This is a genomic window from Erythrobacter sp. SN021 (genome assembly GCF_021864455.1).
Window position 1 is genome coordinate 755,347 of record NZ_JAKKUW010000001.1, and the last position, 25,004, is coordinate 780,350.

A 25,004-nucleotide genomic window follows, 5' to 3' on the forward strand; every position below is an offset into this window, starting at 1 on the left:
CGCGCCGCGCGATCCAACGGCGGATTTTACGAAATCGTATCCTCGGTGCGGGGGACCAGGATCAGGGTATTGTCCTCCACCCGCCACGATCCCAGCCGCGCAAGCACATTCATGCCGATGACGTTGAAATCGCCGAAGCTCTCCGCGATCGCCGCATCGGTCCCGCTGGCGCTGACATTGCCGAAAGTCAGGCTGTCGACCGTGGCGACATGGGCCTGGACCGTGCCATTGGCGGTGCCGAGCATGATCGGAATGCCGCCGCGCCGCGGCTCAAGCCCCGCGCGTTCGGCCAGGGGCGCGGATATCGCGGTCAAAGTGGCGCCGGTATCGATCATGAAATTGCCGGGCACGCCATTGACCTCGGCACGCACCCAGAAATGCCCGTCCGCCGAAAGGGGAATGCGGGTTTCGCCGCCCTCGACCATTTGTTCGGGCAGCCCGATCTGCGGCACCGCCACGTCGAAGCGCGGATCGAAACGGGACAGTTGCAGCACCACCGTGAGCAGGATCAGCCCAAGCGCGAGCGAACTCGCAATGCGCAGAATGCCGCCCAGCGCCGAACGCCTGGCTACTACGGCACCGATCCAGCCCAATGTCATCGCCGCCAGCGCCGCGATCAGCAACTCCGAACGCGGAATCGCGCGCAGGGTATCGGCGACTGCCTGGAAGACGGGTTCGAGATCCATTTATCCCATATAGGAACGGGGCCATGAAGCGTCCATGACCCCTGCAGTCGGTCAGGGCGCTTCGCGTTGCTCCGTCGCAATCGCCAGGATGACCGAGAACCGTTCTTCCTCGTCCAGCCATCGCCGGACCGGCGTCCAGCCACCGGCAAGCAACAGCGTGTAGGCACTGCGCCGGGTGAACTTGTGGCTGTTTTCCGTATGGATCGTCTCGCCCTTTCGTAGCGAGAATTTCTCTCCCGAAACCTCGAAGGAGAAATCACGCGTCGCGCGCAGATGCATTTCGATCCGCGCCAGATCGTCGTTCCACACCGCGCTATGCTCGAGAGCGGCCGGGTCGATCGTGCCGTCGAGTTCGCGGTTGATCCGCCTGACCAGATTGGTGTTGAACGCGGCCGTCACGCCTTCCGCGTCGTCATAAGCCGCTTCCAGAACAGCCCGATCCTTCACCAGATCCATCCCGATCAACAACATCGGGCTTTCGCCCTCATCGGCGCCGAGCGTTGCACGCATGGAGCGCAACAGATCGACGGCCGTGCGTGGCACCATATTTCCAATCGTCGAGCCGGGGAAGAAACCGAGCTTCGCCAGCGCGGACACCTCGTCTGGCAGGCTGACGCGGCGCATGAAGTCCGCCTCCACGGGGTAGACTGGCAGGTGCGGGAATTTCCGTGCCAGGGCAGCCGCGCTCTGACGGAGAAAATCGCCCGATATATCGAGCGGAACGTAAGCGGCGGGCGCGATCGCCTCGAGCAATAGCGGCGTCTTCACCGAGCTGCCGGAGCCGAATTCCACCACGGCTCGTTCCGGCCCGATGAGATCGGCGAATTGCGCACCTTGCGCGCCGAGTATCTCGGTTTCGGCACGGGTCGGATAATATTCGGCGACCCGCGTGATCTGTTCGAACAGACGAGACCCTTCCTCATCGTAGAACCACCGGGCGGGCACCGCCTTCTGTTGCTGGCGAAGACCTTTCAGGACATCGGCGCGAAAAGCACGATCAACGCCATCCTCGTCCAGATCGACGAGGGAAATTCCGGTTTCGGCTTTCATCAGATATCCTTTGCCAGACGCAGGCCGGTGAACTGCCATCGCTGGTGCGGGTAGAAGAAGTTTCGGTAGCTGGCGCGCGAATGGCCGCGCACAGTCGCGCAGCTCGCGCCTTTAAGCACGAACTGACCGCTCATGAATTTGCCGTTGTATTCGCCCACAGCGCCAGCCGCTGGCTTGAAGCGGGGATAGGGCAGATAGGCCGAACGCGTGAACTGCCAGCAATCACCGAACAGGCCGTCACCGCCAATTGGAAGCGGCGGCGATGGGCCGTCCAACTGATTTCCGCCATTTGGGTCGTGCGCGGGGCCTTCCCCTTCCTGGCCACGGGCTATCGCCTCCCACTCGAACTCGGTCGGCAAGCGCTTACCCGCCCAGGTCGCAAAGGCGTCCGCCTCGAAATAGGAGATATGTGTGACCGGCGCATTCGGATCGCGCTCTCGCCAGCCGGAATGGGTGAACTGTTCGCCATCGCGCCAGTAAAGCGGCGCATCGATAGCATTATCGCACACCCAGGCCCAGCCGTCGGAAAGCCACAATGTCGCCGCCTGGTAGCCTCCATCGGCTATGAAATCTGCCCATTCACGATTCGTCACCAGGCGCGAGGACAGCGCAAAGGGTTCGAGCAGGACGCGGTGCGCAGGCCCTTCATTGTCGAACGCAAATCCATCCGATTGATGGCCGATACGCGCGATACCGCCGGGGTAGCGCAGCCAACCGTCGTCTTGCGGCGTTGCCCGCCCTCTGGGCGCATCCCACATCGCCGCGCCGAGCGGGTTCTGGAACAGCGCATGTTTGATATCGGTCAGCAGCAATTCCTGATGCTGCTGTTCATGCGCCATGCCAAGCTCGATCAGCGGCGCCAGCGCCTCGCGCTGGAACAGCGGCGCCATCGCCTCATCGACATGCGCGCGCCAGGCCAAGACCTCTTCCAGTGTGGGCCGCGACAGCATCCCGCGCGAAAACCGCGCGATCCGTTCGCCCTCCGCCTCGTAATAGGAGTTGAAGACGAAGGGCCAATCGTCGTCGAACAACGCGTATCCATCAAGGTGATCGCGCAGAAGGAACGTTTCCCAGAACCACGTCGTATGCGCGAGGTGCCATTTGGCCGGGCTGGCATCTTCCATCGACTGGATGGTTGCATCGGCATCGCTGAGCGGTGCAACCAGCGCTTCGCTCAGATTGCGCAAGGCGGCATAGCGAACCGCGAGCGCATCGCCGAGCGCCGGAGCGGGTTGGGATCTGGTTTGGGCATGGGACATTCCATCCCCCCTTCATGGCGGTCACCGACACATGGCGACCGTCTCTCACCATGGCGTATTTCAGTGACCGTTTAAAGGCCGCAGGTGAAAAAACTCCCGTCCAAACAAGCGTATGGCAGGAAGTTCAGGCAATATGCTGCGCATCCCGAGCGATCCCGGCAGGCGCCGGTTCTGCCCTGTTTCCCGCGAAGCTCAGGCCGCGTTCGCTTGCCGCACGCCGTGTTCCTCATTGAGCATCTCGGCGATGAGGAAAGCCAGCTCGAGCGACTGCGCGGCGTTGAGGCGCGGATCGCAATGTGTGTGATAGCGATCCTTTAGCGCCTCGTCGGTGATGGCCACCGCACCCCCCACGCATTCGGTCACGTCCTGTCCGGTCATCTCGATATGGATGCCGCCCGGATGCGTGCCTTCCGCGCGGTGCACAGCGAAGAAACCCTTAACCTCGCGCAGAATGCGATCGAAAGGTCGTGTCTTGTAGCCGCTTTCCGACTTCACGACATTGCCGTGCATCGGATCACAGCTCCACACCACCGGATGGCCTTCCGCCTTCACCGCGCGAACGAGGCGCGGCAGGCCGTCCTCCACCTTATCGTGGCCGAAGCGGCTGATCAGGGTGATGCGCCCCGGCTCGCGCGCGGGATTGAGCGTATCGAGCAATTTCAGCAGCGCATCGGTTTCCAGGCTCGGCCCGCATTTCATGCCCAGCGGGTTTCCGATGCCGCGCGCGAATTCGATATGCGCGCTATTTTCGAACCGGGTTCGGTCGCCGATCCAAACCATATGCGCGGATGTGTCGTACCAATCGCCTGTCAAGCTGTCGCGCCGGGTCAAGGCCTGCTCGTAAGGCAGCAGCAAGGCCTCGTGGCTGGTGTAGAAGCTGGTGCGCTGCAATTGCGGCAGCACTTGCGGATCGACCCCGCAAGCCTCCATGAAGTCGAGCGCTTCGCCGATGCGGTCGGCGATATCCGAGAAACGGTCGGCCCAGGGGCTGCGCCCCATGAAATCGAGCGTCCACTGGTGAACCTGGCGCAAATTGGCATACCCGCCAGTCGCGAAGGCGCGCAGGAGGTTGAGCGTAGCCGCCGCCTGCGAGTAGGCGCGGACCATACGCTGCGGATCGTTGGTGCGGGAATCCGCATCGAATTCGATGCCGTTGATGTTGTCGCCGAAATAGCTCGGCAGCGTAACGGAGCCTTGCGTTTCGGTATTGGAACTTCGCGGCTTGGCGAATTGGCCTGCCATGCGGCCGACCTTCACCACCGGCTTTTTGCTGGCGAAGGTCATCACCACCGCCATCTGCAACAGCACACGGAAAGTATCGCGAATATTGTTGGGATGAAATTCGGCGAAGCTTTCCGCGCAATCGCCGCCCTGCAACAGGAAGGCGCGGCCTTCGGCTACATCGGCAAGGTCGGCCTTGAGCGCGCGTGCCTCGCCCGCGAAGACCAGCGGGGGATGCGTTTCGAGCGTGGCGGTTGCCGTTTCGAGAGCAGCCGTGTCGAGATATTCGGGCAAGTGCCTTGCCTCATATCCCTGCCAGCTATCGGGTGCCCAGTTCGTCGCCATTGTCTCTTCCGTTTGCGGCGCCGGTCAAGGCGCCTGAGTGATCGCCTGTAGCAGACGAGCACGCATCATGGCGCAAGCAGCATTTGCTTGGCCAGCTTAAAACGTCGATTGCAGTGACCGCTTCAGCGGCCCGGTCCAGCATCGCCGACGGGTGCCGACCTTGCCAGGTCCTGACCCTGCGGAATGACCGCCAGCCGCCACGCCTCGCGCGAGGCGAAATACTTCTGGGCCAGCGCCTGCAGCGCGGCGGGCGGCGTCTGGGTATAGTCCGCCAGAAGGTACCGCAGCATCGGAACACGGCGGCTGTCCACGGTCGCGCCTTCCAACTGATACAGCCAGAACAGATTGCCGGTCGAAGCGCGGCTGACATATTGGCGAAGCGGTTCGACCACACGGTTGTACTCGTCTTCGCCAACCGGCTCGCTGGCCAGTTCCTTCGCGATACGTTCTGCCTCGGCGAAGAAGACAGGCACGTCTTCGGGCCGCAACTGCGCCAGCGCCGCGATGCGCCCGCCGCTATTCACGTCGCTGGGCCAGTCGGAACGGACCACCGGCGAATAGCTGGCACCGGCATGTTCGCGCATGGCGTCCATCAGCCGGTTGTTGAACAATGAGGCGAGCACTTCGAGGCGGCGCGATTCGCGCAGGTTCTCGACCCCCGCACCGCTGGGCCAGGCGAGGACCGCCGCGGCCTGATTGGCATCGCCGCGATGATAGCGCACCTCGGTCTCACCAGCTTCGGGAAATGGCACGAGGCGATTCAACACCGCGTCGGAAGGCATTTCGCGCGGTTCCAATGCGCCGAAGGTCTTGCGCAAGGTCTCGATCGTCGCATCCTTGTCGAACTCGCCGAAGACAAGGACTTCCACCGGCCCCTGTTTGAGCAGGGGTTCCCACACCGCGCGAAATTCCTCGGGCGTCGCCGCATCTAGCATGTCGGGCGTCGGCGTGCGGAAACGTGGATCGTTTCCGCGAAGGAGATATTCCAGATCGCGCTGGAGGATTCCGCTCGGATTGGCCGAATAGCTTTCATACGCCAGCTTGCCCGCCGCCTTGGCCCGCGCCACGGGATTGGGATCCCAGCCCGGCATCGCCAGCTTGGCCGCGAAAAGATAGAGCTGTTCGTCGAGGTCCGCTTCCCGCGTCTGCGCATAAAAGGTGAAGGCCCCGTCGCCGGTTTGGAACTCGAATCCGAATTTGCGGCCAGTCGAAAGCAGATCGAGCTGTTCCTGGTCCAGTTCGCCGATACCGGCCCCGATCAGTGCGGCATATCCGAGATTGGCATAAACCGACTGGTCCGCTTCGATTGCCCGGAACCCGGCGCCAAAACGGACCTTCACCGCCACCCGGCCGGGTTCGGCCTCGTTAGACCAGAGGATCGCCTTTACACCATTGGAGAAATCGACCCGCTCGATATCGAGCACGCCGATCGGCCCTTGCGCCTCGATTTCCCCGGGCTCGCCGACCGGCGGCAAATCGTCGAAGGAAATCGCCTCTGCGGCGATGCGCGCATTGCCATCGGCCTCGACCGGTTCGAGCAAGGCGCTGCGAATGGCCTGTTCGGTCGCCTCGCCGGTTGCCGGGGTGACATAGGCGGCTCGGATCACGTCGCCGGAAAACAGCGCGCGGGTGTGCTCGAGCACCAGTTCCGGCGTCACCGTCTCCCGCATCGAATTGAACACCATCAGAACCGTTTCCGGCGCGGCGATCGCTTCGCGGATATCGACTGCATTCACCACGTCGTCGGCAAGCCGTGGACCGGGCAATACGCGGCGTTGCTCGACCTGGCTTTTGAAAACGATTTCGAACTCGGCGAGTTCGCGGTCGATCTCTTCCCGGGATGGCGGGGTTGCCAGAGCATCGGCGATCACGGACCGGATATCGTCGAGAGCAGCGCGCCAGTCTTCGGTCAGCGGCGCGAAATTGACGAAGGTCATATCGGCCGAGCGGCTGACATCGTCTTGCGCGACCTGTGCGTAGAGATAACTGCCGCCCGCACGCGCACGCGCTTCGAGGCGGCGATTGATCAGCGCCTGCGCCAGCGCATCGCGCAGCAAACCTTCGTTATAGGCGACGGTATCGAGAACCGGCCGCCACGGTCGCATGACCGCATAGGAAAAGGACCGCGGCAGGTCGGGTTCGACGACAACGCCGATTTCGCCCACCGGATTGGCCGGATCCGCCCCCGAGGGCGCAACCGGATCACCGAAGTCGGGCGCGGGAACATACGGCCCCTCGCCCTGCCAGTCGCCGAACCATTTCTCGATCTCCGCGGCGAGTTGCATCGGGTCCATGTCACCCGCCGCCGAAACCACCACATTCTCGGGTCGGTACCAGCGTTTGTAGAAGGCGCTTACGCTCGCTCCGGTAGCGGCGCCTAGGGTTGCTTCGGTCCCGATCGGAACGCGGTTTGCCAGGCGCTGACCCGCAAACAGGATTTCGCGGCTTGCGTTACCCGCCCGTTCCGAAGCGCCGCCGCGCTCGCGTTTTTCGGCCAGGACGATCGGCACTTCTGCCCCGACATTGGTATCGCTGAGGACCGGGCTGCGCACCATGCCCGAAAGCAGCTTCATACTTTCGGCCAGCTTCGCTTCGTCGATATTGGGCAAATCGAGCTTGAAGACCGTTTCGGTCGGGCTGGTATGCGCGTTGGTATCGCTGCCGAAGGTCGCGCCAAGACGCTGCCAGGTGGGGATCGCCTCGCCCACCGCGAGATAGCGGCTTTCGCGGAACAGCAGATGCTCGAGCAAGTGCGCATATCCGCGCTCGCTATCTTCTTCATGGAGCGAGCCTGCATCGATCCGCACACGGATCGAAACCTGATCGGGTGGAACGCCGTTCTTGCGCACGGCATAACGCAAGCCGTTCGGCAACTCGCCGAAGATCCATTCCTTGTCACGCGGAACGTCGCTGCCTTCGTATATCCACGGCGTTTCATCGGGCTGAGTAACGAATTGAGGTGACGGCTCGGCCGGTTCCTGCGCGAGCATGGGCTGCGGGAAGAGCAGCGCGGCGGGAAGGATGAGCGCGAAACGCCGGAAAGCACGCGAGAAATGAGTCATGCAAGGCATATAGGCGGGCAAAGCGTGAAGGCTAGGTGAATGTTCGCTGGACAAGCGATCCTTCCTTGTCCCGGCCTTCCCAGCTTCCTACATCGTGACCCATGTTCATTGAGACCGAAACCACGCCCAATCCCGCGAGCCTCAAATTTCTGCCCGGTCAACCGGTCATGAGCAAGGGGACGCGCGAATTCGCCACGCCGGAATCCGCCGAGGCCAGCCCGCTGGCGCAGGCCATCTTCGATACCGGCGAGGTCGTGAATGTGTTTTTCGGAAGCGATTTCGTCACCGTGACCGCTGCCCCTGGCGTCAATTGGACCGATCTCAAGCCGCAGGTTCTGGCTATCCTGCTCGATCACTTCGTGTCGCAGGCGCCGCTGTTCGCGCCCGGTACGGCGGGCGGCATCGCGGTTCCGCCGGAAGAGGACGGCATGCTGGTGGAGGAGCGCGACGAGGATGCCGACATCATCGCGCAGATCAACGAATTGCTGGAAACCCGTGTCCGCCCGGCAGTCGCGGGTGATGGCGGTGACATCCAGTATCGCGGCTATCGTGATGGCGTGGTTCATCTGCAGATGCAGGGCGCATGCTCGGGCTGCCCTTCGTCCACCGCCACGCTCAAGCACGGGATCGAGGGCCTGCTGAAACATTATGTTCCCGAGGTCGTTGAAGTCCGCGCAGCCTGACTTCCTTCATTCAACCAAAGGAAAAACAACCTTGGCCGATATGCTTTCCGCCGACGCACTCGACCTGATCTTCCGCGACGCCCGCAGCTATAATGGCTGGCTCGACAAGCCGGTGAGCGACGAACAGATCAAGGCAATCTATGAGCTACTAAAGATGGGTCCGACCTCGGCCAACATGCAACCTGCACGGATCGTTTGGGTGAAATCGGACGAGGCCAAGGCTAAGCTGGCCGAGTGCGCCTCGGAAGGAAATCGGGACAAGATCAAGACCGCACCGGTCACGGCGATTATCGGCTACGACATCGATTTCCACGAGGAACTGCCCTGGCTCTTTCCGCATACCGACGCGAAAAGCTGGTTCGAGGGCGACGAGGAAGGCCGCAAGGAAGGGGCCTTCCGCAACAGTTCGCTCCAGGGTGCCTATTTGATGATTGCCGCCCGAGCCCTTGGCCTCGACTGCGGGCCGATGTCCGGTTTCGATAACGAAGCGGTCGACAAAGCCTTTTTCGGCGATAGCCCAAGGCATAGAAGCAACTTCATCTGCTCGATCGGCTATGGCGATCGCAAAAGCATTTTCGATCGCAGTCCGCGCCCCGACTTCGAGACCTTTAACAGTATCGCCTGACTTGCAGCCCAGCCCTGGCTGGGGCAGTGCGCGCCCATGCGCGTATTGGCAATAGAAACCGCAACGGAAGCCTGCTCGGTGGCGCTGTTCGAAGAGGGCGCGCTTGTCGATGCGCGGCATGAGGTACTCGGCCGCGGTCATGCCGAAAGGCTCGTCCCGATGATTGCCGAATTGCCCGATAGGGGCCGCGCGGAGGAGATACGTGTCTCGCTCGGCCCCGGCAGTTTTACCGGGGTGCGGATTGGCGTCGCAGTGGCACGGGCGCTGGGGATCGCCTGGCGGGCTCGGGTCCGTGGATACCCGACGCTCGCCCTGGTGGCCGCAATGGCGCGGGGCAATAACGACGCTTGCGTCACCGTATGTATGAATGGCGGCCATGGCGAATGGTTCGTCCAGGACTTCGGGGGCGATGGCCTGCCGATCGAGGCCGTCGCCTCGGTCGCTCCGGATGTCGCCGCAAACCGTGATCTCCGGGCCGTCGTGGCGGGTTCGAAAGCGGAAGACCTCGCCCTGCAAGCCGGGGCCGCTTCCCCCACGGTTGCGCTACCTGACGCGCGCAGTGCGCTGAGAGTGCCAACCAGCCTTTTGAGCGACAGTATTGCCCCGCTTTACGGGCGGGCACCCGACGCTAAACTGCCAGGTCGATGAGCGAGATCGACCAGCTCATGGCTGTGATGGATGCCGCCTTCGAGCCTTTCTGGCGCGAGGCATGGACACGCCAGCAGGTCGCCAACTCTCTGGCCATGCCCCACACTTATGCGATTCTTATCGATGAATATGGGAATCGGCCCGCAATCGGGGGCGAAGCGGCTGGTTTCGTCCTTGCCCGGCGCGCGCCCGGCGAGGAAGAGTTGCTGCTTATCGCCGTGCGTCCGCAAATGCGCGGCAAGGGGCTCGGCCGGAAGTTGATCGAGATGTTCGCGACTATGGCACGGGACGCCGGCGCGGAACGCATTTTTCTCGAAATGCGCGCCAACAATCCCGCCGAAATACTTTATCGCAGCTGCGGATTCGAACCCATCGGAAAGCGGCGCGCTTACTACCGAACTCTGGATTCGACCACGGTCGATGCCATTACTTTTGCCCGAAACTTGTAGCAGCGCGACAAAACAACGAAAAAAGTTGTAGTAATGCGTCAAAATATCGGCCTACTTCATTTATTGCATTTTCTTGTCTGTTTTATACAATAGAGACATAGAACAGGTCGCAGGGCGAGCGATCCGACGCAATTCAGAAGGGCAAATAATGCAAGATTTCGATACGGACATGACCGAGACCCTAATCACTCTAACTTCGGACATTGTCGCGGCACATGTAAGTAACAACAATGTCGATGTTAATGAAGTCCCGACCTTGATTAACAACGTCTATTCGGCCCTGTCGGGGCTGGATCCCAGCGGTGCCGCTGCGGAAGAAGTCCCCGAACCGGCCGTTTCGATCCGTTCGTCCGTAAAGAAGGATCATCTCGTCTGTCTCGACTGTGGCAAGAAGATGAAGATGCTCAAGCGTCACTTGTCGACTGAACATGGTCTGACACCGGATGAGTATCGCGCGCGCTGGAATCTTTCGGCCGACTATCCGATGGTCGCCCCCGACTATGCGGCGACCCGCCGCGATCTGGCAGTCAAGATCGGCCTCGGCCGCAAACCGGGCCAGAAGCGCGGTCGTAAGAAGAAGGCTGACTAAACCTTCGCGATCGCCTTGAGGAAGACGCTCCGGCCCGGTAAGGGTACGGGGCGTTTTTCATGCGGGAAGCCAAATTGCACCAGAGAATCGATCTCGAACAATTATGTGCCGATAAGGGGCTGCGCATAACCGAGCAGCGCCGGGTTATTGCGCGCGTGCTGTCGGAAAGCGACGACCACCCCGATGTTGAACTGTTGCATGAGCGGGCGAACAAGATCGATTCCGGCATCTCGATCGCGACCGTTTACCGCACGGTCCGCCTGTTCGAAGAGGCGGGGATACTCGACCGCCATGACTTCGGCGATGGGCGTGCCCGTTACGAGGCGGCGCCCGAAGCGCATCACGACCATCTTATCGACGTCGAAAGCGGCAAGGTGATCGAGTTCGTGGATCCGGAAATCGAAGCGCTGCAAAAACAGATCGCCGCCAAGCTCGGCTATCGCCTGGTTGATCACCGGCTGGAACTGTATGGCGTCCGCCTCGACCGCGAAGGCTGACCGTCGGCTCGCGAAATACACGGCACGGCGGCTGGCGGCAGCCCGAGGAGAAATTGTCCCGCTGACCGTAGCGGGCTGGGCGCGGTTCATCCTTCGCACCCTCGCCATCCTTGTTTTGCTCAGTGCGCTGGTGCCGCTGCACTATCTTTATCGCGTATTCGCCTATGGCTCGCCGATGCCCATGCTCTTCCTGCGCTATACCGCATGGATAGTGGGCGCGCGGGTAACGATTGTGGGCACACCGCTGCGGCGCGATGTCTTCTTCATCGCCAATCACATAAGCTGGATCGATATTCTCAGCATGGCTGGAGCCAGCGGCACCGCATTCGTGGCCAAGCAGGAATTATCGGACGTGCCGGTGATCGGCTGGCTGTGCGGTCTGAACCGCACGGTTTTCGTCAAGCGGGAGAACCGCGTCGGTGTGGCGGAACAGATCAATGCGCTCAAGGAGGCCCTGGCCGATAACTGGTCGGTGACCATATTCCCCGAAGGCACGGTGACGGACGGCCATTCGCTCTTGCCGTTCAAGTCCAGCATGATCTCGGTACTCGAGCCGCCACCTCCGGGGGTGATGGTTCAGCCCGTAGTGCTCGATTACGGCGAGAATTCGGAGGAAATCGGCTGGGTCGGCCAGGAAAGCGGCCTGCACAATGCGAAGCGGATCATGGCGCGCCGGGGCAGCTTCCCCCTGACGCTCCACTATCTCGAACCCTTCAGTCCGGCCGATTATCGCGGGCGCAAGGCGATCGCGGCAAAGGCTCGCGAAGAGATCGAGAAGCAGCTCGTGGCCAATCTCGGCAAGCCACTGCGCAACTTTCAGCATGTGGTCGAAGCGGTCCGATACCGGCCCCAACCGACCGACATATAGCCAGTTTAAAGCTCGGCCTTTACCAGCCAGTCGTGGAACAAGCGGACCGGACGCTCTTCCAGCGCCGTGGGCTTGCAGATGAACCAGTAGCTATAAGGACTTTCGACCTCGACATTGAACAATGTCGCCAATCGGTTGTCCGCTGCGCGGCGCATGTGGTCATCATGCATGATCGCAATGCCGAGCCCCTGCGCGGCCGCTTCCAGCATGATCTGACCCGAATCGAAATGGTCGATCGCTGTCGGCTCCAGTTCTGGCAAGCCGATCTCCGCGCGCCAGGCGGTGAAGCTTTCGGACAATTCGTTATGAATGAGGAACGTCTGCCGCGAAAGCCTGTCCGCGTCGGGTTCCGGGCCGATCCGCTCGGCCAGGTCCCGGCTGCAGATCGCATGGACTTTGTTGTAGTCGAGCCGAACGGCATGCAGCCCGCGCGACGGGCCTCGCGACAGGATGATCGCGGCATCGAGCACATCGCCAACACGGTCTTCCAGATGCGCCCCGGTGTCGATGTCGATATGCAAGAGTGGATGCCGCTCACGCAATTCGCCAAGTCGCGGAAACAGACGCTGCGTGCCGAACAGCGGCAAAACCCCCAAATGCAATCTCAGCAGCGACAGATTGTCCGATTGGCTTTCCACCGCCCGCGCCAGCGCTTCCAGTTGCGGGTTCACGGCCTCGAAAAAAGCATGTCCGTCATCGGTCAGCTGCATTGCCTGCCGCGCCCGCGTAAACAGCTTCTTGCCGACGAATTCCTCGAGGTTGCCGATCCGTCGTGACAGCGCCGATGGGCTGAGACCGAGTTCCTCGGCCGCTGCGCGCGCGGAGCCAAGACGCACGGTGCGCACGAAGGCTTCGAGAGCGCGCAGGGGAGGAAGACGACGCGTTGCCATGACGCTTGCACGCTATGAGCGTGCGATGCACGTGTCGAGGGAGAATGTGCAGAAATCTGCAACAGCCGTCAGGCCGGGGGTATCGCTTCCTCCGGCGCATGCAACCGCAACCGCTTCACATGGGTCTCGTCTCCATCCGTGACCTCGATCCGCCAGCCGCTCTTATGCTCGAGCACTCGGCCGGTCTCGGGCACCTGTTCGGCCAGCACGAAGGCCAGCCCGCCCAGCGTATCGACGGATTCCTCGACCTCCGCGAGCGCGGGAGAGACCTGCTCCGCGACATCGTCGAGCTCGGCGCGGGCATCGCAGTCCCACATCCCCTCGCCGATATCGACGATCCATTCTTCGGGTGTTTCGTCATGCTCGTCCTCGATCTCGCCGACGATTTCCTCGACCAGATCCTCGATCGTGATGATCCCGTCGGTACCCGAGAACTCATCCACCACCACGGCCAGATGCATTCGCTGCGCGCGCATGTCTGCCAGCACGTCGAGCGCATTGCGCGTCTGCGGCACATAAAGCGGCTGCCGCATCAGCACGGTCCAGTCCTCGGGCGGGGTTTGTTCGCGCGCCAGGATGGTGAAGACATCCTTGATGTGGATCATGCCGATTACATCGTCGAGCTGCTCGCGATAGACGGGCATTCGCGAATGGCCGTGCTCGGCGAAGGTCTCGACCAGCTCGTCCCAGCTCGCACTGGCATTCATCGCGATGATCTCGCCGCGCGGCACGGCGACGTCGTCGGCATCGTGCTCGGAGAAATGCAGCAGGTTGCGCAGCATCTGCCGCTCGACCAGCGACAAGTCGCCGGTGCCGCTGTGCTCCGGCGCCTCCGCGCCGTTCTCGCCCTCATGCTCGTCGATGGCGTCTTCCAGCTGCGCACGCAACGAGCGTTCGCCGTAATCGGGGTCGAAGAATTTCCGGATTGCGAGCATCAGCCCGCTGCTACTCTCCGCGTCTCCCGCGGGTGATGACGAATCGGGCATGGCCCTAACGATGCACTCCCATCAGTTGCGGTCCCCATATGGGTCCGCGATACCCAGTTTTGCAAGCGCCGCGATTTCGAGCGCTTCCATCGCCTCCGCCTGGGCGTCGGATTCGACATGATCGTGGCCTGCGAGGTGGAGGAAGCCGTGTATAATCAGATGCGCGGCGTGATCCTCCAGCGCGATGCCCTTCTCCGCCGCTTCGCGCTCGCAGGTCCCGGAGGCCAGCGCGAGATCGCCGAGCATCTCGGGAGGGCCGTCTTGTGCAAGAGCGAGCAGGTCCTCGCGCTCCAGCATGGGGAAGGACAGCACGTTGGTCGGCTTGTCCTTGCCGCGCCACTCGCGGTTGAGCGCGTGGACTTCCTCGTCCGAAGTGAAGAGTAGCGAGGTCGATAGGCGCGGGTTGGCGATTGCAGGCTCCACCTGCGCAGTCGCCGAGAGCGCGCGCTCGGCCAACGCGGCCCATTCGCCCGACGGCCAGCCATCGATATCGATATCCAGTTCCAATTCCACCTCGTCATCCCCGCGCAGGCGGGGATCCCGCTCCCTTTCACATGTTCAGCGTCTCGAACAAGTCATCCCAATCGGGATTTTGTTCTTCTATCCGCCTGATCTTCCAGGCGCGGTTCCATTTCTTCATCGCCTTTTCGCGGGCGATAGCATCCTCGATATCGTCATGGTGTTCGACAGAGACAAGCCGTGTCAGATCGTAGCGAGCGGTGAAACTCCCACCCTTCCTTGCGCGATGTTGAACCGTTCTTGCGGCTATGTCCGCAGTCACGCCGATGTACAGCGCGCCGCGATAGCGATCCGCCATGATGTAAACGTAACCGCCCTTCTCGAGAGTCACACCAGCAGGTAGCGGGACCCCCGCCTGCGCGGGGGTGACGAGCAAGGGCTGGTCACGAACTCGGCCCCTCGTAGGCCTCCACGATCCGCCCAACGATCGGATGGCGCACGACGTCGGCAGCCGTAAAGCGGATCGTGCCGAAGCCCTCGACGCCTTCCAGCTTGCCGACCGCATCGGCGAGGCCGCTCATGCCGTCGCCGCCGGGGATGTCGACCTGACGGGGATCGCCGCAGATGACCATGCGGCTGTTCTGGCCGAAGCGGGTGAGAAACATCTTCATCTGTTCGCGCGTGGTGTTCTGCGCCTCGTCGAGGATGACGAATGCATCGGCCAGCGTGCGGCCGCGCATGAAAGCGATGGGTGCGATCTCGATCTCGCCCGATGCCAGCCGCCGTTCGACCTGTTCGGGCGGCATGCAATCGTACAGCGCGTCGTAGAGCGGGCGCAGATAGGGATCGACCTTTTCCTTCATGTCGCCGGGCAGGAAGCCGAGCTTTTCGCCCGCCTCCACCGCCGGGCGCGACAGGATCAAGCGCTGAACGCTGCCACTGATGAGTTGGCTGACCGCCTGCGCGACCGCGAGATAGGTCTTGCCCGTGCCCGCCGGGCCCAGCGCGAAAATGATGTCGTCGCGCACCAAGCTGCGCATATAGGTCGCCTGCATCGCGCTGCGCGGCACGATCGTCTTGCGCCGCGTGCGGATCATGATCGGCGGCCCCTTGGGCTCGGCGTCGACAATGCCGTCGAGCGTGGGTTCGTCCGACATGGCGATTAGCGCCTCGATCGCGCCCTGATCGAGATCCTGCCCGATGGCGAGCTTGTCATACATTGCCTTGAGTACGTCGCGCGCGCGGGCGACGCTATCTTCCGGCCCTTCTATATGCAGCTCGTTACCGCGCGCCGCGATGAACACGCCGAGACGGTTTTCCACCTGGACGAGGTTCGCATCGAACTGACCGAACAGCGCCCCTAGCAGGCTCTGGTTGTCGAAACTGATATCGACCTGTGCCCGGCGGATTTCGCGCTGGGGCGACGGTGGCGGGGTGAAGGCAGTGGTTTCCTTCGATGCGGGTTTGCGAGCCATATGCTCCTTTCGCTTGCGAGTCGGAATGTAGGCGTCGCTGCCGGGGGCGCAAGTTGCGAGCGGTGAGATGACGGTGGAAAGTCACCGGTCCGTCACACGCCGAGCCGCGCGCAGCGCTTTTTTGTCTCACGCCAAGGCGCAAAGAGCCTGGTGCGCACGGCTCTACGTATTCTTTGCGCCTTTGCGTGATGAAATCCGGCGTAGCCGGGTGGTCAAACCACGACGGTCTCGCGCAATTTGCCTGCGAGCGAATTGGGGCCAGCTTCGACCAGTTCGACTTCGACGAGGTCGCCGATCGCGGCATCGCCTTCGAACCACACACTCTGAAGCCAGGGCGACTTGCCGAGCCATTGGCCGGGATGCTTGCCCTTGCGTTCGACCAGCACTTCACAGGTTTTGCCGACACTCGCCCCGTTGAACGCCATCTGGTCGCGGTTGAGCGCGGCCTGGAGGCGCTGCAACCGCTCGTCCATGACCTCTCTCGCAATCTGGTCATCCATCGTCGCGGCGGGCGTTCCCGGGCGTGGGCTATATTTGAAACTGAAGGCCTGCGCGTATTTGACCTCATCGACCAGAGCGAGCGTTTCCTCGAACTCGGCATCGGTCTCGCCGGGGAAGCCGACGATGAAGTCGCCACTCAGCGCGAGGTCGGGCCGCGCGGCGCGGAAAGCTTCGAGCAGCTTGAGATAGCTTTCCGCCGTGTGGCTGCGATTCATCGCCTTGAGCACACGGTCGCTGCCCGCCTGCACCGGCAGGTGGAGGAAGGGCATGAGCTTGTCGATCTCGCCATGCGCGGCGATGAGGTCGTCGTCCATGTCGGCCGGGTGGCTGGTGGTGTAGCGGATGCGCGCGAGGCCATCGACCTTGGCAAGGTCGCGGATCAGGCCTGCGAGGCCGACCGTGTGGCCCTTCTCGTCCTCGCCCGACCATGCCGAGACGTTCTGGCCAAGCAGCGTGATTTCCTTCGCGCCCGCATCGACCAGTTTCTTCGCTTCTATCACCAAATCGCTGTAAGGGCGCGAAATTTCCGCGCCGCGCGTATAGGGCACCACGCAATAGGTGCAGAACTTGTCGCACCCTTCCTGAATCGTGAGGAAGCTGGCCGGATTGGTCCGGCGGCGCTCGGGCAATGCGGCAAACTTGGCGATGGCGGGCATGTCGGTATCGGTCGCCCGCTCGCCCTTCACCGCCTTGTCCAGCATCTCGGGAAGCCGGTGATAGGCCTGCGGGCCAACGACCATGCTGACCGCCGGAGAACGCTTCATGATCTCCTCGCCCTCGGCCTGCGCGACGCAGCCCGCGATCGCGATCAGCGGCTCCTTGCCAGCCTCGCGGCCCGCCTTGGTCAGGCGGCCGATGTCCGAATAGACCTTCTCCGCCGCCTTCTCGCGGATGTGGCAGGTGTTGAGCACGACGAGGTCGGCATCCTCGCCCTCGGGCGCAGGCACGATGCCCTGCTCGCCCAGCATCTCGGCCATGCGCTCGCCGTCATAGACGTTCATCTGGCAGCCGAAGCTCTTGACCCTGTAGGTCTTGGGGGAAGTGGTCGGTTTCATGGGAGGGGGCGCTTTAGCGGATATCGAGGACACCGTCACCCCGGACTTGATCCGGGGTCCAGCCACTTCTCGCATGGTGCTAGCAAAGCTGGACCCCGGCTCGGAGGCCGGGGTGACGAGATTGATGGTGTTAGCCGACGGTCGCCTTCACGATCTTGCCCGGCTCGCGCGGCGGCTCGCCCTTGGGAAGGGCGTCCACGTGTTCCATGCCGCTCTCGACCTGGCCCCAGACGGTGTACTGGCCGTCGAGGAATTCGGCGTCGTCGAAGCAGATGAAGAACTGGCTGTTGGCGCTGTCGGGCACCTGGGTGCGAGCCATCGAGCAGGTGCCGCGCGTGTGCGGTTCGCTGTTGAATTCGGCCTTGAGGTCGGGCTTGTCGCTGCCGCCCATGCCGGTGCCGGTCGGATCGCCGCCCTGCGCCATGAAGCCGGGGATCACGCGGTGGAAGACCACGCCGTCGTAAAAGCCCTCGCCCGCCAGTTCGGTGATGCGCTCGACGTGACCTGGTGCCAGGTCCGGGCGCAGCTTGATCACCACGTCCTTGTTTTCACCGTCGCCGGTATCGAGAGTGAAGGTCAGCTTGTCCGCCATCGGTCGTTTCTCCTGTGAATTGGCTGGCGCCTACATAGGGATTGTGGGCGGCCTGTCACCCGTTGCTTGCAATCCAGCCCCGCCCGCCTAGACCGCTGCACATGAGCGAGAGCAACCGCCCCCTCGACGAAGATGGCATCCTGCTGGCGCGTGAGCCGGAGGAAGAAGCACGCCCGGACGACCGGATCGACGACGAGCGGATGGACGAAGAGAACACGCTCAAGCCCGAATTCGTCCGCTCGGTCGAGGACGCGCTCGACGAAGGGGACGTCAAGGCGGTCTACGAGCTGGTCGAACCGCTGCACCCGGCCGATATCGCCGACCTTCTCGAACTGTTCGAGCGCGACGAGCGTTACCAGCTTGCCGCGGCGATCACCGATCTGATGACGTCCGAGGTCGTCGCCGAACTCAACGACTATGTCCGCGAGACCATGATGGAAGCGCTGCCGCCGGAAGCGGTGGCGCAGATCGTCGACCAGCTCGAGACCGACGACGCCGTCCAGCTCATCGAAGACCTCGACGAAGAAGATCAGCGCGCGGTCCTGGCCGAAATCGAGATCGAGGACCGGATCGCGATCCAGTCTGCCCTCGCCTATCCGGAGGAGACCGCCGGACGCTTGATGAGCCGCGATTTCGTCGCAGTGCCCGAACATCTGACGGTCGGCGATCTCATCGATTACCTGCGCGACGGGCGCGACCTGCCCGACGAATTTTACGAAATCTTCGTGGTGGACGAGAAGCATCACCCGGTCGGCACCTGCGCGCTCTCATGGGTGCTGCGCGCGCCGCGCGCGATCGCCCTGGCCGATGTGATGAAGCGCGACCAGACGCTGATCCCGGTCACGCTCGACCAGGAAGAGGTCGGGCTGATGTTCCAGAAATACAACCTCATCAGCGCTGCCGTGGTCGACGAGAACGAGCGGCTGGTCGGCCAGATGACGGTGGACGACGTGGTCCACATCATCTCCGAGGAAGCGGGCGAGGATGCGCTGCTGATGAGCGGCGCGGGCGAAGGCGATATCAACGAGCCGATCCGCGAGGCCTATTCCGCGCGCGTCCGCTGGCTGGTGGCAAACCTTGGAACAGCATTGGTCGCATCGCTGATCATCGCGCTGTTCGGCGCGGCGATCGAGAAGCTTGTGGCGCTCGCGATCCTCATGCCGATCGTCGCGAGCATCGGCGGCAATGCGGGCACGCAGACCATGGCGGTGACCGTGCGCGCCATCGCCACCAATCAGCTCACCCGCAGCAACACGCGGCGTATTCTGATGCGCGAGATGCGCGTTGCACTCCTGAACGGCGTGACCATAGCGGTGCTGATCGGCCTCGCTACGGGCGCGATCTTCACTCCCATGCTCGGCGGCGTGATCGCGCTGGCGATGGTGATCAACGTGGTGATTGCGGGCCTTGCCGGCGTGCTGGTGCCCGTGGCCTTCGACCGGCTCGACCAAGACCCGGCAGTGGCGAGCAGCGTGTTCGTGACGATGATTACCGATTCGATGGGGTTCTTCGCATTCCTCGGCCTCGCCGTGGCCAGCGGGATCGTCGGTTAGCCTTTCTACGCATGGACCGGGTGTTACACGGACCCACGCGGAAAGGCTGCGAGCCGGGATCGGGGCTGCCTTCACTTTCTGATTCACTGGCGCGCAAGAAGCACCGGCCCCGGATCCAGTCCGGGGCGACGCTTGAGATATGGTCGGGAAGCGCTACATCCTCCTCATGCCGCTCAACCTGACCAAGATCGCCTTCGGCGCGCAAAGCTATGGCGATATCGAAAGCTGGTATGCACAGCGGCGCAGCCCGAACCTCACGACGCGCTATCGCCCGACCAAGTGGGAGCAATGCATCGGCGGCTCGCTCTACTGGATTCACCAGCACAGCATCGTCGCGCGCAGCGAAATCCTCGGGTTCTCCGAGACGAAGGACGGGCGCTGGTCGATCGACCTCAAACCCGAACTGATCCGCGTCCACCCTCGGCCCAAACGCGCACATCAAGGTTGGCGTTATCTGAAGGGCGATCCCCCGCGCGATCTCGCGCCCGGCGAAGACATCGGTGACGCGCTCCCCGGCAAGCTTGCGGGCAAGCTGGAACGGCTAGGACTGATCTGAATCCGTATGCTGCAGTGCACAAGCGCCTGTTTTCTAAAAATTGTGACAGAAGTATTGCAGTGAGATTTCTAAAATAAGTCACTGCTTTTGAATGTTTTTCTGCGGAATGGTTTACGGCTTGGCAAGTTCTGCTCCTTAAGCGGGAGGCATCGTCAACAGCGCAGCGTCCCTCCGATGACCTTCCAGCCCCAATATGCCGATGCATTCGTTTGGGAAGCCGATCCGGACACTCCTCCAGAACCGGTAAGAGCGAAGCCTGCCGTGAAAAAGCTTGCTCGGACCGGGGCGGACTCGTCGTACAGCAACAGTTTCCTGGAACGCTATGGGCTCATGCGCTCCAGCATTGCGGGCAAGGTGCGCGTCTTCGCCTTTTCCTTCACCGTTATCCTCGTCCTGCTCGGTGCGATCCTCGGCGGGGCGCAGGCGGTGCTCGCCGATCGATCCGATCGGGCAGCGGTGAATGCATCGCGCGCCATGGCCGCTTCGCAACTCGCGACATCGATCGCCGAAAGCCGCTATTTCGCTTCGCGTTATGCTGCGGATGGCGATCGCACAACGATCGCCTCCGCTTTCGCTACGCTGGCCCAGGCACGCGACGAGATCGATGCCACCATCGCGCTTGACGGCGGCGACAGCGAATCCCGCGCGCAGATGGAATGGTTGGTGACGCAGGTCGAGGGCTTCGAACCGGAGCTGCGTGCCTTGCAGGCTTCGATCACCGTTCACGGCCCCTCCATCACGGGCAATGCGTTGGCGGATGCGATCGACATCAGTGGCGGTCAGCTCGCGCGGCAGGCCGCAGAAATCGAAGCCGCGCTGGCGGTGCAGTCCGATACAGCTCAACAATCGCTCGCCAGGGTCAAGACCTGGACAATGATCGTTGCCCTGGCGCTCATCGCGGGTTGCATTGCCCTGGTCCATTTCGGCGCGCGGGGCCTCTCACGCCAGGTTTCCGGTTCGCTGGCAGAGATCACCGGGGCCATGACCCGCTTGGCGGGCGGCGACCGATCCATCGCGATCCCGGCGACCGACCGGCATGACGAGATCGGCGAAATGGCGCGCGCATTGGTGGTTTTCCGTGAAAGTGCCGATGCCCTGGCCGATCTGCAACGCAAGGCCCGCGAGGACCAAAATGCAGTCTTACGCCGCCTGGTGGACAATTTCGAGGGAGGCGTGGGCGAAGTCGCGAGCAGCGTAACGCAAGCCTCGCGCGAGCTGCAATCGACTTCGAGCGAGATGGCGGGAGCCGCAACACAAACCATCGGCGTGGTCGAACAGGTTTCCCGCGACATGTCCGAGACGCAAGGCGGCGTTACGGCCGCCGCTTCGGCAAGCGACCAGTTCGCCATGTCGATTGCCGAAATCGGCCGCCAGGCAGGCATCTCGGCCAATATGGTCCAGGATGCGCGCCAGTCGACGGAGACCGCCGATACGAAGATGTCCGAACTGGCCGGGGTCGCCGAGGAAATCGGCGAAGTCGTCGATCTGATCGGCGCGATCGCCGATCGCACCAATCTGCTGGCACTCAACGCCTCGATCGAGGCCGCGCGCGGTGGCGAGGCAGGACGCGGCTTTGCCGTGGTTGCTTCGGAAGTGAAGGAACTCGCCCGTCAGACTCGCGAAGCTACCGGCAATGTCGCCTCGCGCATCGTCGGGATGCAGGTGATGACGCGTGAAAGCGTCGAAGCCCTCGCCCGGATCGGCGAGCGTATCCGCGAAGTGGAGACAACCGCGACCGCCATTGCACAAGCGGTCGACGAACAGTCTCTTTCGAGCCGCGAACTTGCCCGCAATCTCGATCGCGCAGCCAATGGGGTCGACAACATCGGCGGCGGAATTGCACAGATCGGTGAAACGGCCCGCAGCACCGGTGCAGCGGCCGACAAGGTACTCGCATCCGCAGCGACACTCGACCACACGGCCCGCGATCTAGAAGGCCGCGCGCGCGAATTCGTGAGTTCGGTTCGCGCGGCGTGACGATACGACGATTGTCCGGGAGTGTCCCGGATTGCCAAGCCAGTGAAGGCATAGGGGCGATGCAATCGCGCCCGACCTGGCAAGGCTTTTTCTAGGCGGCAGTCTTCTCAGCCACCCTCCTTAGCGCGTCGGCATAGGCTTCGGGCGGCTGCGCGCCGGGGATCATGAACTTGTTCTCGACCACCATTGCGGGCACGCCGGTAATGTTGAGATCCCAGGCGGCGCGCTCTTCGGCGCGAACCTTATGCGCGAGTTCCTCGCTGGCGAGCGCGGCTTCGGCACCCGCGCGGTCGAAACCGACATCCTCCGCCACGTCGAGCAGCACGTCGTGATCCGCAATCTTGCGGCGCTCGTTGAAATGCGCCCGGAACAGCGCAAGCTTGAGCTCGGTCTGCTTGGCCGCCCCATGTTCCTCGCCCGCCCAGGTCAGCAGCTTGTGCGCATCGAACGTGTTCCACATCCAGCGCTGCGGTTCGGGATCGGGGCCAGCGTAGTCGAGCGACACACCGGCATTCTGGGCAGCTTCGCGCATGCGGCCCTGCACCGCCTTGGACTGTTCAGGGGTGGAGCCGTATTTGCGCGCGATATGCGCCGTGCTTTCCTCGCCTTCGGGCGGCATGTCCGGATTGAGTTCGAAGGCATGCCAGCGAATGTCCGCCTCGATCTCGCCATCGAGCTGTTCGAGCCCCTTCTGCAGGGAGCCCCAGCCGACCAGGCACCAGGGGCACATGACATCGGACCAGATATCGATCCGCAAGGTTCTCGGCTCGCTCATCTCTTCACCCACCATTGCATCAGGTGATGCGCGATAGCATGGCGCGGCGGGCAGCGGAACGGACCGTTACCGGCCAGCGCGGCTTCCACCTCTTCGCGCGTATAGAAGTTGATCTCGGCCATTTCGGTCTCGTCGATGGTCAACTCGTCACTGTCGGCATGGCTATGGCAGCCGATCATCAATTGGCTCGGGAAGGGCCAGGGCTGGCTGGCGATGTAGGAGACATCGCGCACCGTGATGCCCGCCTCTTCCAGCACCTCGCGATTGACCGCTTCTTCGATACTCTCGCCCGGCTCGACGAAACCGGCAAGCGCGGAAAAGCTCCCCTCCGGCCATCCGAGACCGCGACCGAGCATCAACTTGCCCTGATATTCGACCAGCATGATGGTGACCGGATCGGTGCGCGGGAAATGGCTCGCGCCGCAAGCGGTACAGTCGCGCTGCCAGCCACCCTTGGCGAGCTTCGTGGCACCCCCGCAGGCCGCGCAGAACCGGTGCCGCGCATGCCAGTCGGTCAGGCTGCGCGCGCCGCCGTAGATCGCCAGATCGTCGGGCCGCAACGTCGCCATGAGCGACCAGAGCCGCGGGTTTGCCATGCGCGGGCTGGCATCGCCTTTGGGCGGTACGGCGGCGAAACAGGCCTTGCCTTCGTCGAGCCCCAGAAAGCACAGTTCGGCATCCTCCGGCACATCGGCCAGCGTGCCCCAGACCAGCCCGCCATCGTCGCCGATCGCAGGCATCAGCCCATCGAGCGCGAGCACCCGCGCTTTCCAGTTCATGTAACCCGCCAGCCGTTCGGGATCGGCACGGACGTGGTCGGCGCGGTCGAGGCGCGAGCCGGTAAATGCGAGCATACCTTATGCTTTCGCGGCTTGCATCGCCGCCAGATCCTTGCCCACCGCTGCGGGAAAGCCGGTATGGATCGGATAGGCTTCGGACGGCATATATTGCGTCATCAGGGTCGCGCGCAGGCCGGCCTTGAAATTGACGAAGGCGACGGTGCCCGCCGCCCCGCCCCAACCATAGGCGCCGTCGGTCACGCGGCCGCCCGCACCGAAGCCCTGTCCTTCGACCCAGGTGCCCTCGGTCGTCGCGGTGGCGGGCAGCAAGTTCGACGTGCCCACCCGCACGGCAAGTTCGCCCATCACGCGCTTGCCGTCGATCATGCCGTAGCCGAGCAGCATGGTGAGGAAACGATCGTAATCGCGGGCGGACGAAACCAGCCCCGCGCCGCCGAAGGGAAACGGCGGCTCGTCGAGATAGATCGAGGCCCTGGCCGGATCCATCGGCAGCGGCGTGTTGTTCATGATCCCGTAATTGGTGGTGAAGCGCGCAACATCGCTTTCGGGAACGGTGAAGAACGTACTGGTCATGCCCGCCGGTTCGAAGATTTGCGTGTGCAGGAATTCGTCGAAGGCCATGCCACTGGCCACCTCGATCACCCTACCGAGCAGATCCAGACCGACCGAATAACTCCACTTGGTGCCAGGTTGCAGCACCAGCGGCAGTTTGGCGAGGCGATCGGCGAACGTGTCGAGCCCGGTGACTGCCTGACCCCGGCCAAGACCAGGAATTGGCAGACGGCTGACCTGCCCCGGGATCAGACCCTGTTCGGTGTAGGCGGCACTGATCGGCCCCTTCTGCACGATATTGTAGCCCAGCCCCGCAGTATGCGTAAGCAGTTGGCGCACGGTGATCGGGCGTTCGGCCGGGACCAGATCGGTCAGCGACCCGTCATAGGTTCTCTGCACCTGCATGTTCGCATAGGCCGGAAGCAGTTCGGCGATCGGCTGGTCGAGACCGAGGCGGCCCTCGTCGATCAGCATCATCGCGGCCATGCCGGTGATGGGCTTGGTCATCGAATAGATACGATAAAGGCTGTCGGCATCCACCTTGCTCGGCCCGCCCAGAGCCAGCGTGCCGCGCGCGATATAGAGCGGGTCCTGACGCCCCCACCCCAGCGCGGCGATCATGTTGGCAACCTTGCGCTCGCCAACATAGCTGTCGACCATGGCGCTCACGTTGCGCCAGTTCGCCGCATACTCGCGGGCGGCGGCCAGCCTTCCCATCGGCGACCCCGCCAGCGCTGCCCCGGCAGTGAGCCAGGCACCCCCGCGCAGCAGCGCGCGGCGGGACATCTGCGGGGTGTCGAAGGTGCGATAGGCCATTCGTGTCTCTCCGGATTTCAAATCGGCGGGTTTGT

General features: G+C 62.9%; 25 protein-coding genes. 10 read left to right on the forward strand and 15 right to left on the reverse strand.

Annotated features, from left to right (window positions below; genetic code table 11):
• Positions 1-26 precede the first annotated feature (26 nt).
• The 5 genes from L5849_RS03690 to L5849_RS03710 form a co-directional block, all read right to left on the reverse strand.
• A complete protein-coding gene (locus L5849_RS03690) occupies positions 27-686 on the reverse strand; it encodes a TIGR02281 family clan AA aspartic protease (RefSeq protein WP_236924466.1) in 660 nt (219 codons plus the stop codon).
• A gap of 51 nt (positions 687-737) precedes the next feature.
• On the reverse strand, positions 738-1,736 hold the full coding sequence (gene egtD, locus L5849_RS03695; RefSeq protein ID WP_236924467.1) for an L-histidine N(alpha)-methyltransferase: 999 nt from the start codon (positions 1,734-1,736) through the stop codon (positions 738-740).
• Positions 1,736-2,995 carry an ergothioneine biosynthesis protein EgtB gene (gene egtB, locus L5849_RS03700; RefSeq protein ID WP_236924468.1) on the reverse strand — a complete coding sequence of 420 codons (1,260 nt, stop codon included), beginning with the start codon at positions 2,993-2,995 and terminating at the stop codon, positions 1,736-1,738. The genes egtD and egtB overlap by 1 nt, the downstream gene beginning before the upstream one ends.
• A gap of 192 nt (positions 2,996-3,187) precedes the next feature.
• Entirely contained in the window at positions 3,188-4,561 is a 1,374-nt protein-coding gene (locus L5849_RS03705; protein WP_115417163.1) for a class II 3-deoxy-7-phosphoheptulonate synthase, read from the reverse strand.
• Between the two features lie 122 nt (positions 4,562-4,683).
• Complete coding sequence (locus L5849_RS03710; RefSeq protein ID WP_236924469.1) at positions 4,684-7,623, reverse strand: pitrilysin family protein; 2,940 nt, start codon at positions 7,621-7,623, stop codon at positions 4,684-4,686.
• 101 nt (positions 7,624-7,724) lie between these two features.
• On the opposite strand from L5849_RS03710, the gene L5849_RS03715 reads away from it, so the two are divergent.
• From L5849_RS03715 to L5849_RS03745, 7 genes are all read left to right on the forward strand, one after another.
• A complete protein-coding gene (locus L5849_RS03715; protein ID WP_236924470.1) occupies positions 7,725-8,306 on the forward strand; it encodes a NifU family protein in 582 nt (193 codons plus the stop codon).
• A 40-nt stretch (positions 8,307-8,346) separates the two neighbouring features.
• Entirely contained in the window at positions 8,347-8,931 is a 585-nt protein-coding gene (locus tag L5849_RS03720; RefSeq protein ID WP_174223783.1) for a malonic semialdehyde reductase, read from the forward strand.
• 36 nt (positions 8,932-8,967) lie between these two features.
• A complete protein-coding gene (tsaB, locus tag L5849_RS03725; RefSeq protein ID WP_236924471.1) occupies positions 8,968-9,579 on the forward strand; it encodes a tRNA (adenosine(37)-N6)-threonylcarbamoyltransferase complex dimerization subunit type 1 TsaB in 612 nt (203 codons plus the stop codon).
• Positions 9,576-10,028, forward strand: a complete 453-nt coding sequence (locus L5849_RS03730; protein ID WP_236924472.1) for a GNAT family N-acetyltransferase — start codon at positions 9,576-9,578, stop codon at positions 10,026-10,028. Before tsaB ends, L5849_RS03730 begins: the two co-directional genes overlap by 4 nt.
• A gap of 148 nt (positions 10,029-10,176) precedes the next feature.
• A complete protein-coding gene (locus L5849_RS03735) occupies positions 10,177-10,617 on the forward strand; it encodes a MucR family transcriptional regulator (protein ID WP_115417167.1) in 441 nt (146 codons plus the stop codon).
• A gap of 74 nt (positions 10,618-10,691) precedes the next feature.
• Positions 10,692-11,114, forward strand: coding sequence for a Fur family transcriptional regulator (locus L5849_RS03740; RefSeq protein ID WP_236924618.1), 423 nt, complete (start codon positions 10,692-10,694; stop codon positions 11,112-11,114).
• The gene (locus tag L5849_RS03745; RefSeq protein WP_236924473.1) at positions 11,086-11,982 is read left to right on the forward strand and encodes a 1-acyl-sn-glycerol-3-phosphate acyltransferase; all 897 of its coding nucleotides are present in this window, start codon (positions 11,086-11,088) and stop codon (positions 11,980-11,982) included. Before L5849_RS03740 ends, L5849_RS03745 begins: the two co-directional genes overlap by 29 nt.
• Before the next feature lie 5 nt (positions 11,983-11,987).
• Here the strand turns inward: L5849_RS03745 and L5849_RS03750 are convergent, their stop codons facing one another.
• The 7 genes from L5849_RS03750 to L5849_RS03780 form a co-directional block, all read right to left on the reverse strand.
• Complete coding sequence (locus L5849_RS03750; RefSeq protein ID WP_115417169.1) at positions 11,988-12,872, reverse strand: LysR substrate-binding domain-containing protein; 885 nt, start codon at positions 12,870-12,872, stop codon at positions 11,988-11,990.
• Positions 12,873-12,940: 68 nt separating this feature from the next.
• On the reverse strand, positions 12,941-13,807 hold the full coding sequence (locus tag L5849_RS03755; protein WP_234041441.1) for a hemolysin family protein: 867 nt from the start codon (positions 13,805-13,807) through the stop codon (positions 12,941-12,943).
• Between the two features lie 72 nt (positions 13,808-13,879).
• The gene (gene ybeY / locus L5849_RS03760) at positions 13,880-14,371 is read right to left on the reverse strand and encodes an rRNA maturation RNase YbeY (protein ID WP_115417171.1); all 492 of its coding nucleotides are present in this window, start codon (positions 14,369-14,371) and stop codon (positions 13,880-13,882) included.
• 37 nt (positions 14,372-14,408) lie between these two features.
• Positions 14,409-14,753 (reverse strand): GIY-YIG nuclease family protein, encoded by a 345-nt coding sequence (locus L5849_RS03765; RefSeq protein WP_255703794.1) that lies wholly within the window; start codon positions 14,751-14,753, stop codon positions 14,409-14,411.
• Between the two features lie 7 nt (positions 14,754-14,760).
• A complete protein-coding gene (locus tag L5849_RS03770) occupies positions 14,761-15,792 on the reverse strand; it encodes a PhoH family protein (protein ID WP_236924474.1) in 1,032 nt (343 codons plus the stop codon).
• Between the two features lie 212 nt (positions 15,793-16,004).
• The gene (gene miaB, locus L5849_RS03775) at positions 16,005-17,348 is read right to left on the reverse strand and encodes a tRNA (N6-isopentenyl adenosine(37)-C2)-methylthiotransferase MiaB (protein WP_236924475.1); all 1,344 of its coding nucleotides are present in this window, start codon (positions 17,346-17,348) and stop codon (positions 16,005-16,007) included.
• Between the two features lie 130 nt (positions 17,349-17,478).
• On the reverse strand, positions 17,479-17,940 hold the full coding sequence (locus tag L5849_RS03780; protein ID WP_236924476.1) for a peptidylprolyl isomerase: 462 nt from the start codon (positions 17,938-17,940) through the stop codon (positions 17,479-17,481).
• 101 nt (positions 17,941-18,041) lie between these two features.
• On the opposite strand from L5849_RS03780, the gene mgtE reads away from it, so the two are divergent.
• The 3 genes from mgtE to L5849_RS16100 all read left to right on the forward strand — a co-directional run bounded on the left by mgtE (position 18,042) and on the right by L5849_RS16100 (position 22,026).
• Positions 18,042-19,493, forward strand: a complete 1,452-nt coding sequence (gene mgtE, locus L5849_RS03785; RefSeq protein WP_115417174.1) for a magnesium transporter — start codon at positions 18,042-18,044, stop codon at positions 19,491-19,493.
• 166 nt (positions 19,494-19,659) lie between these two features.
• Entirely contained in the window at positions 19,660-20,049 is a 390-nt protein-coding gene (locus tag L5849_RS03790) for a DUF1489 family protein (RefSeq protein WP_115417950.1), read from the forward strand.
• 261 nt (positions 20,050-20,310) lie between these two features.
• A complete protein-coding gene (locus tag L5849_RS16100; RefSeq protein WP_236924477.1) occupies positions 20,311-22,026 on the forward strand; it encodes a HAMP domain-containing methyl-accepting chemotaxis protein in 1,716 nt (571 codons plus the stop codon).
• Positions 22,027-22,117: 91 nt separating this feature from the next.
• On the opposite strand, the gene L5849_RS03800 is transcribed toward L5849_RS16100, so the two are convergent.
• From L5849_RS03800 to L5849_RS03810, 3 genes are read right to left on the reverse strand one after another with little or no spacing between them, the layout of a single operon-like run.
• Positions 22,118-22,801, reverse strand: a complete 684-nt coding sequence (locus L5849_RS03800) for a DsbA family oxidoreductase (protein ID WP_236924478.1) — start codon at positions 22,799-22,801, stop codon at positions 22,118-22,120.
• Positions 22,798-23,655, reverse strand: a complete 858-nt coding sequence (gene nudC, locus L5849_RS03805) for an NAD(+) diphosphatase (RefSeq protein ID WP_236924479.1) — start codon at positions 23,653-23,655, stop codon at positions 22,798-22,800. Before nudC ends, L5849_RS03800 begins: the two co-directional genes overlap by 4 nt.
• 3 nt (positions 23,656-23,658) lie before the next feature.
• Entirely contained in the window at positions 23,659-24,969 is a 1,311-nt protein-coding gene (locus L5849_RS03810; protein ID WP_236924480.1) for a serine hydrolase, read from the reverse strand.
• Positions 24,970-25,004 lie beyond the last annotated feature (35 nt).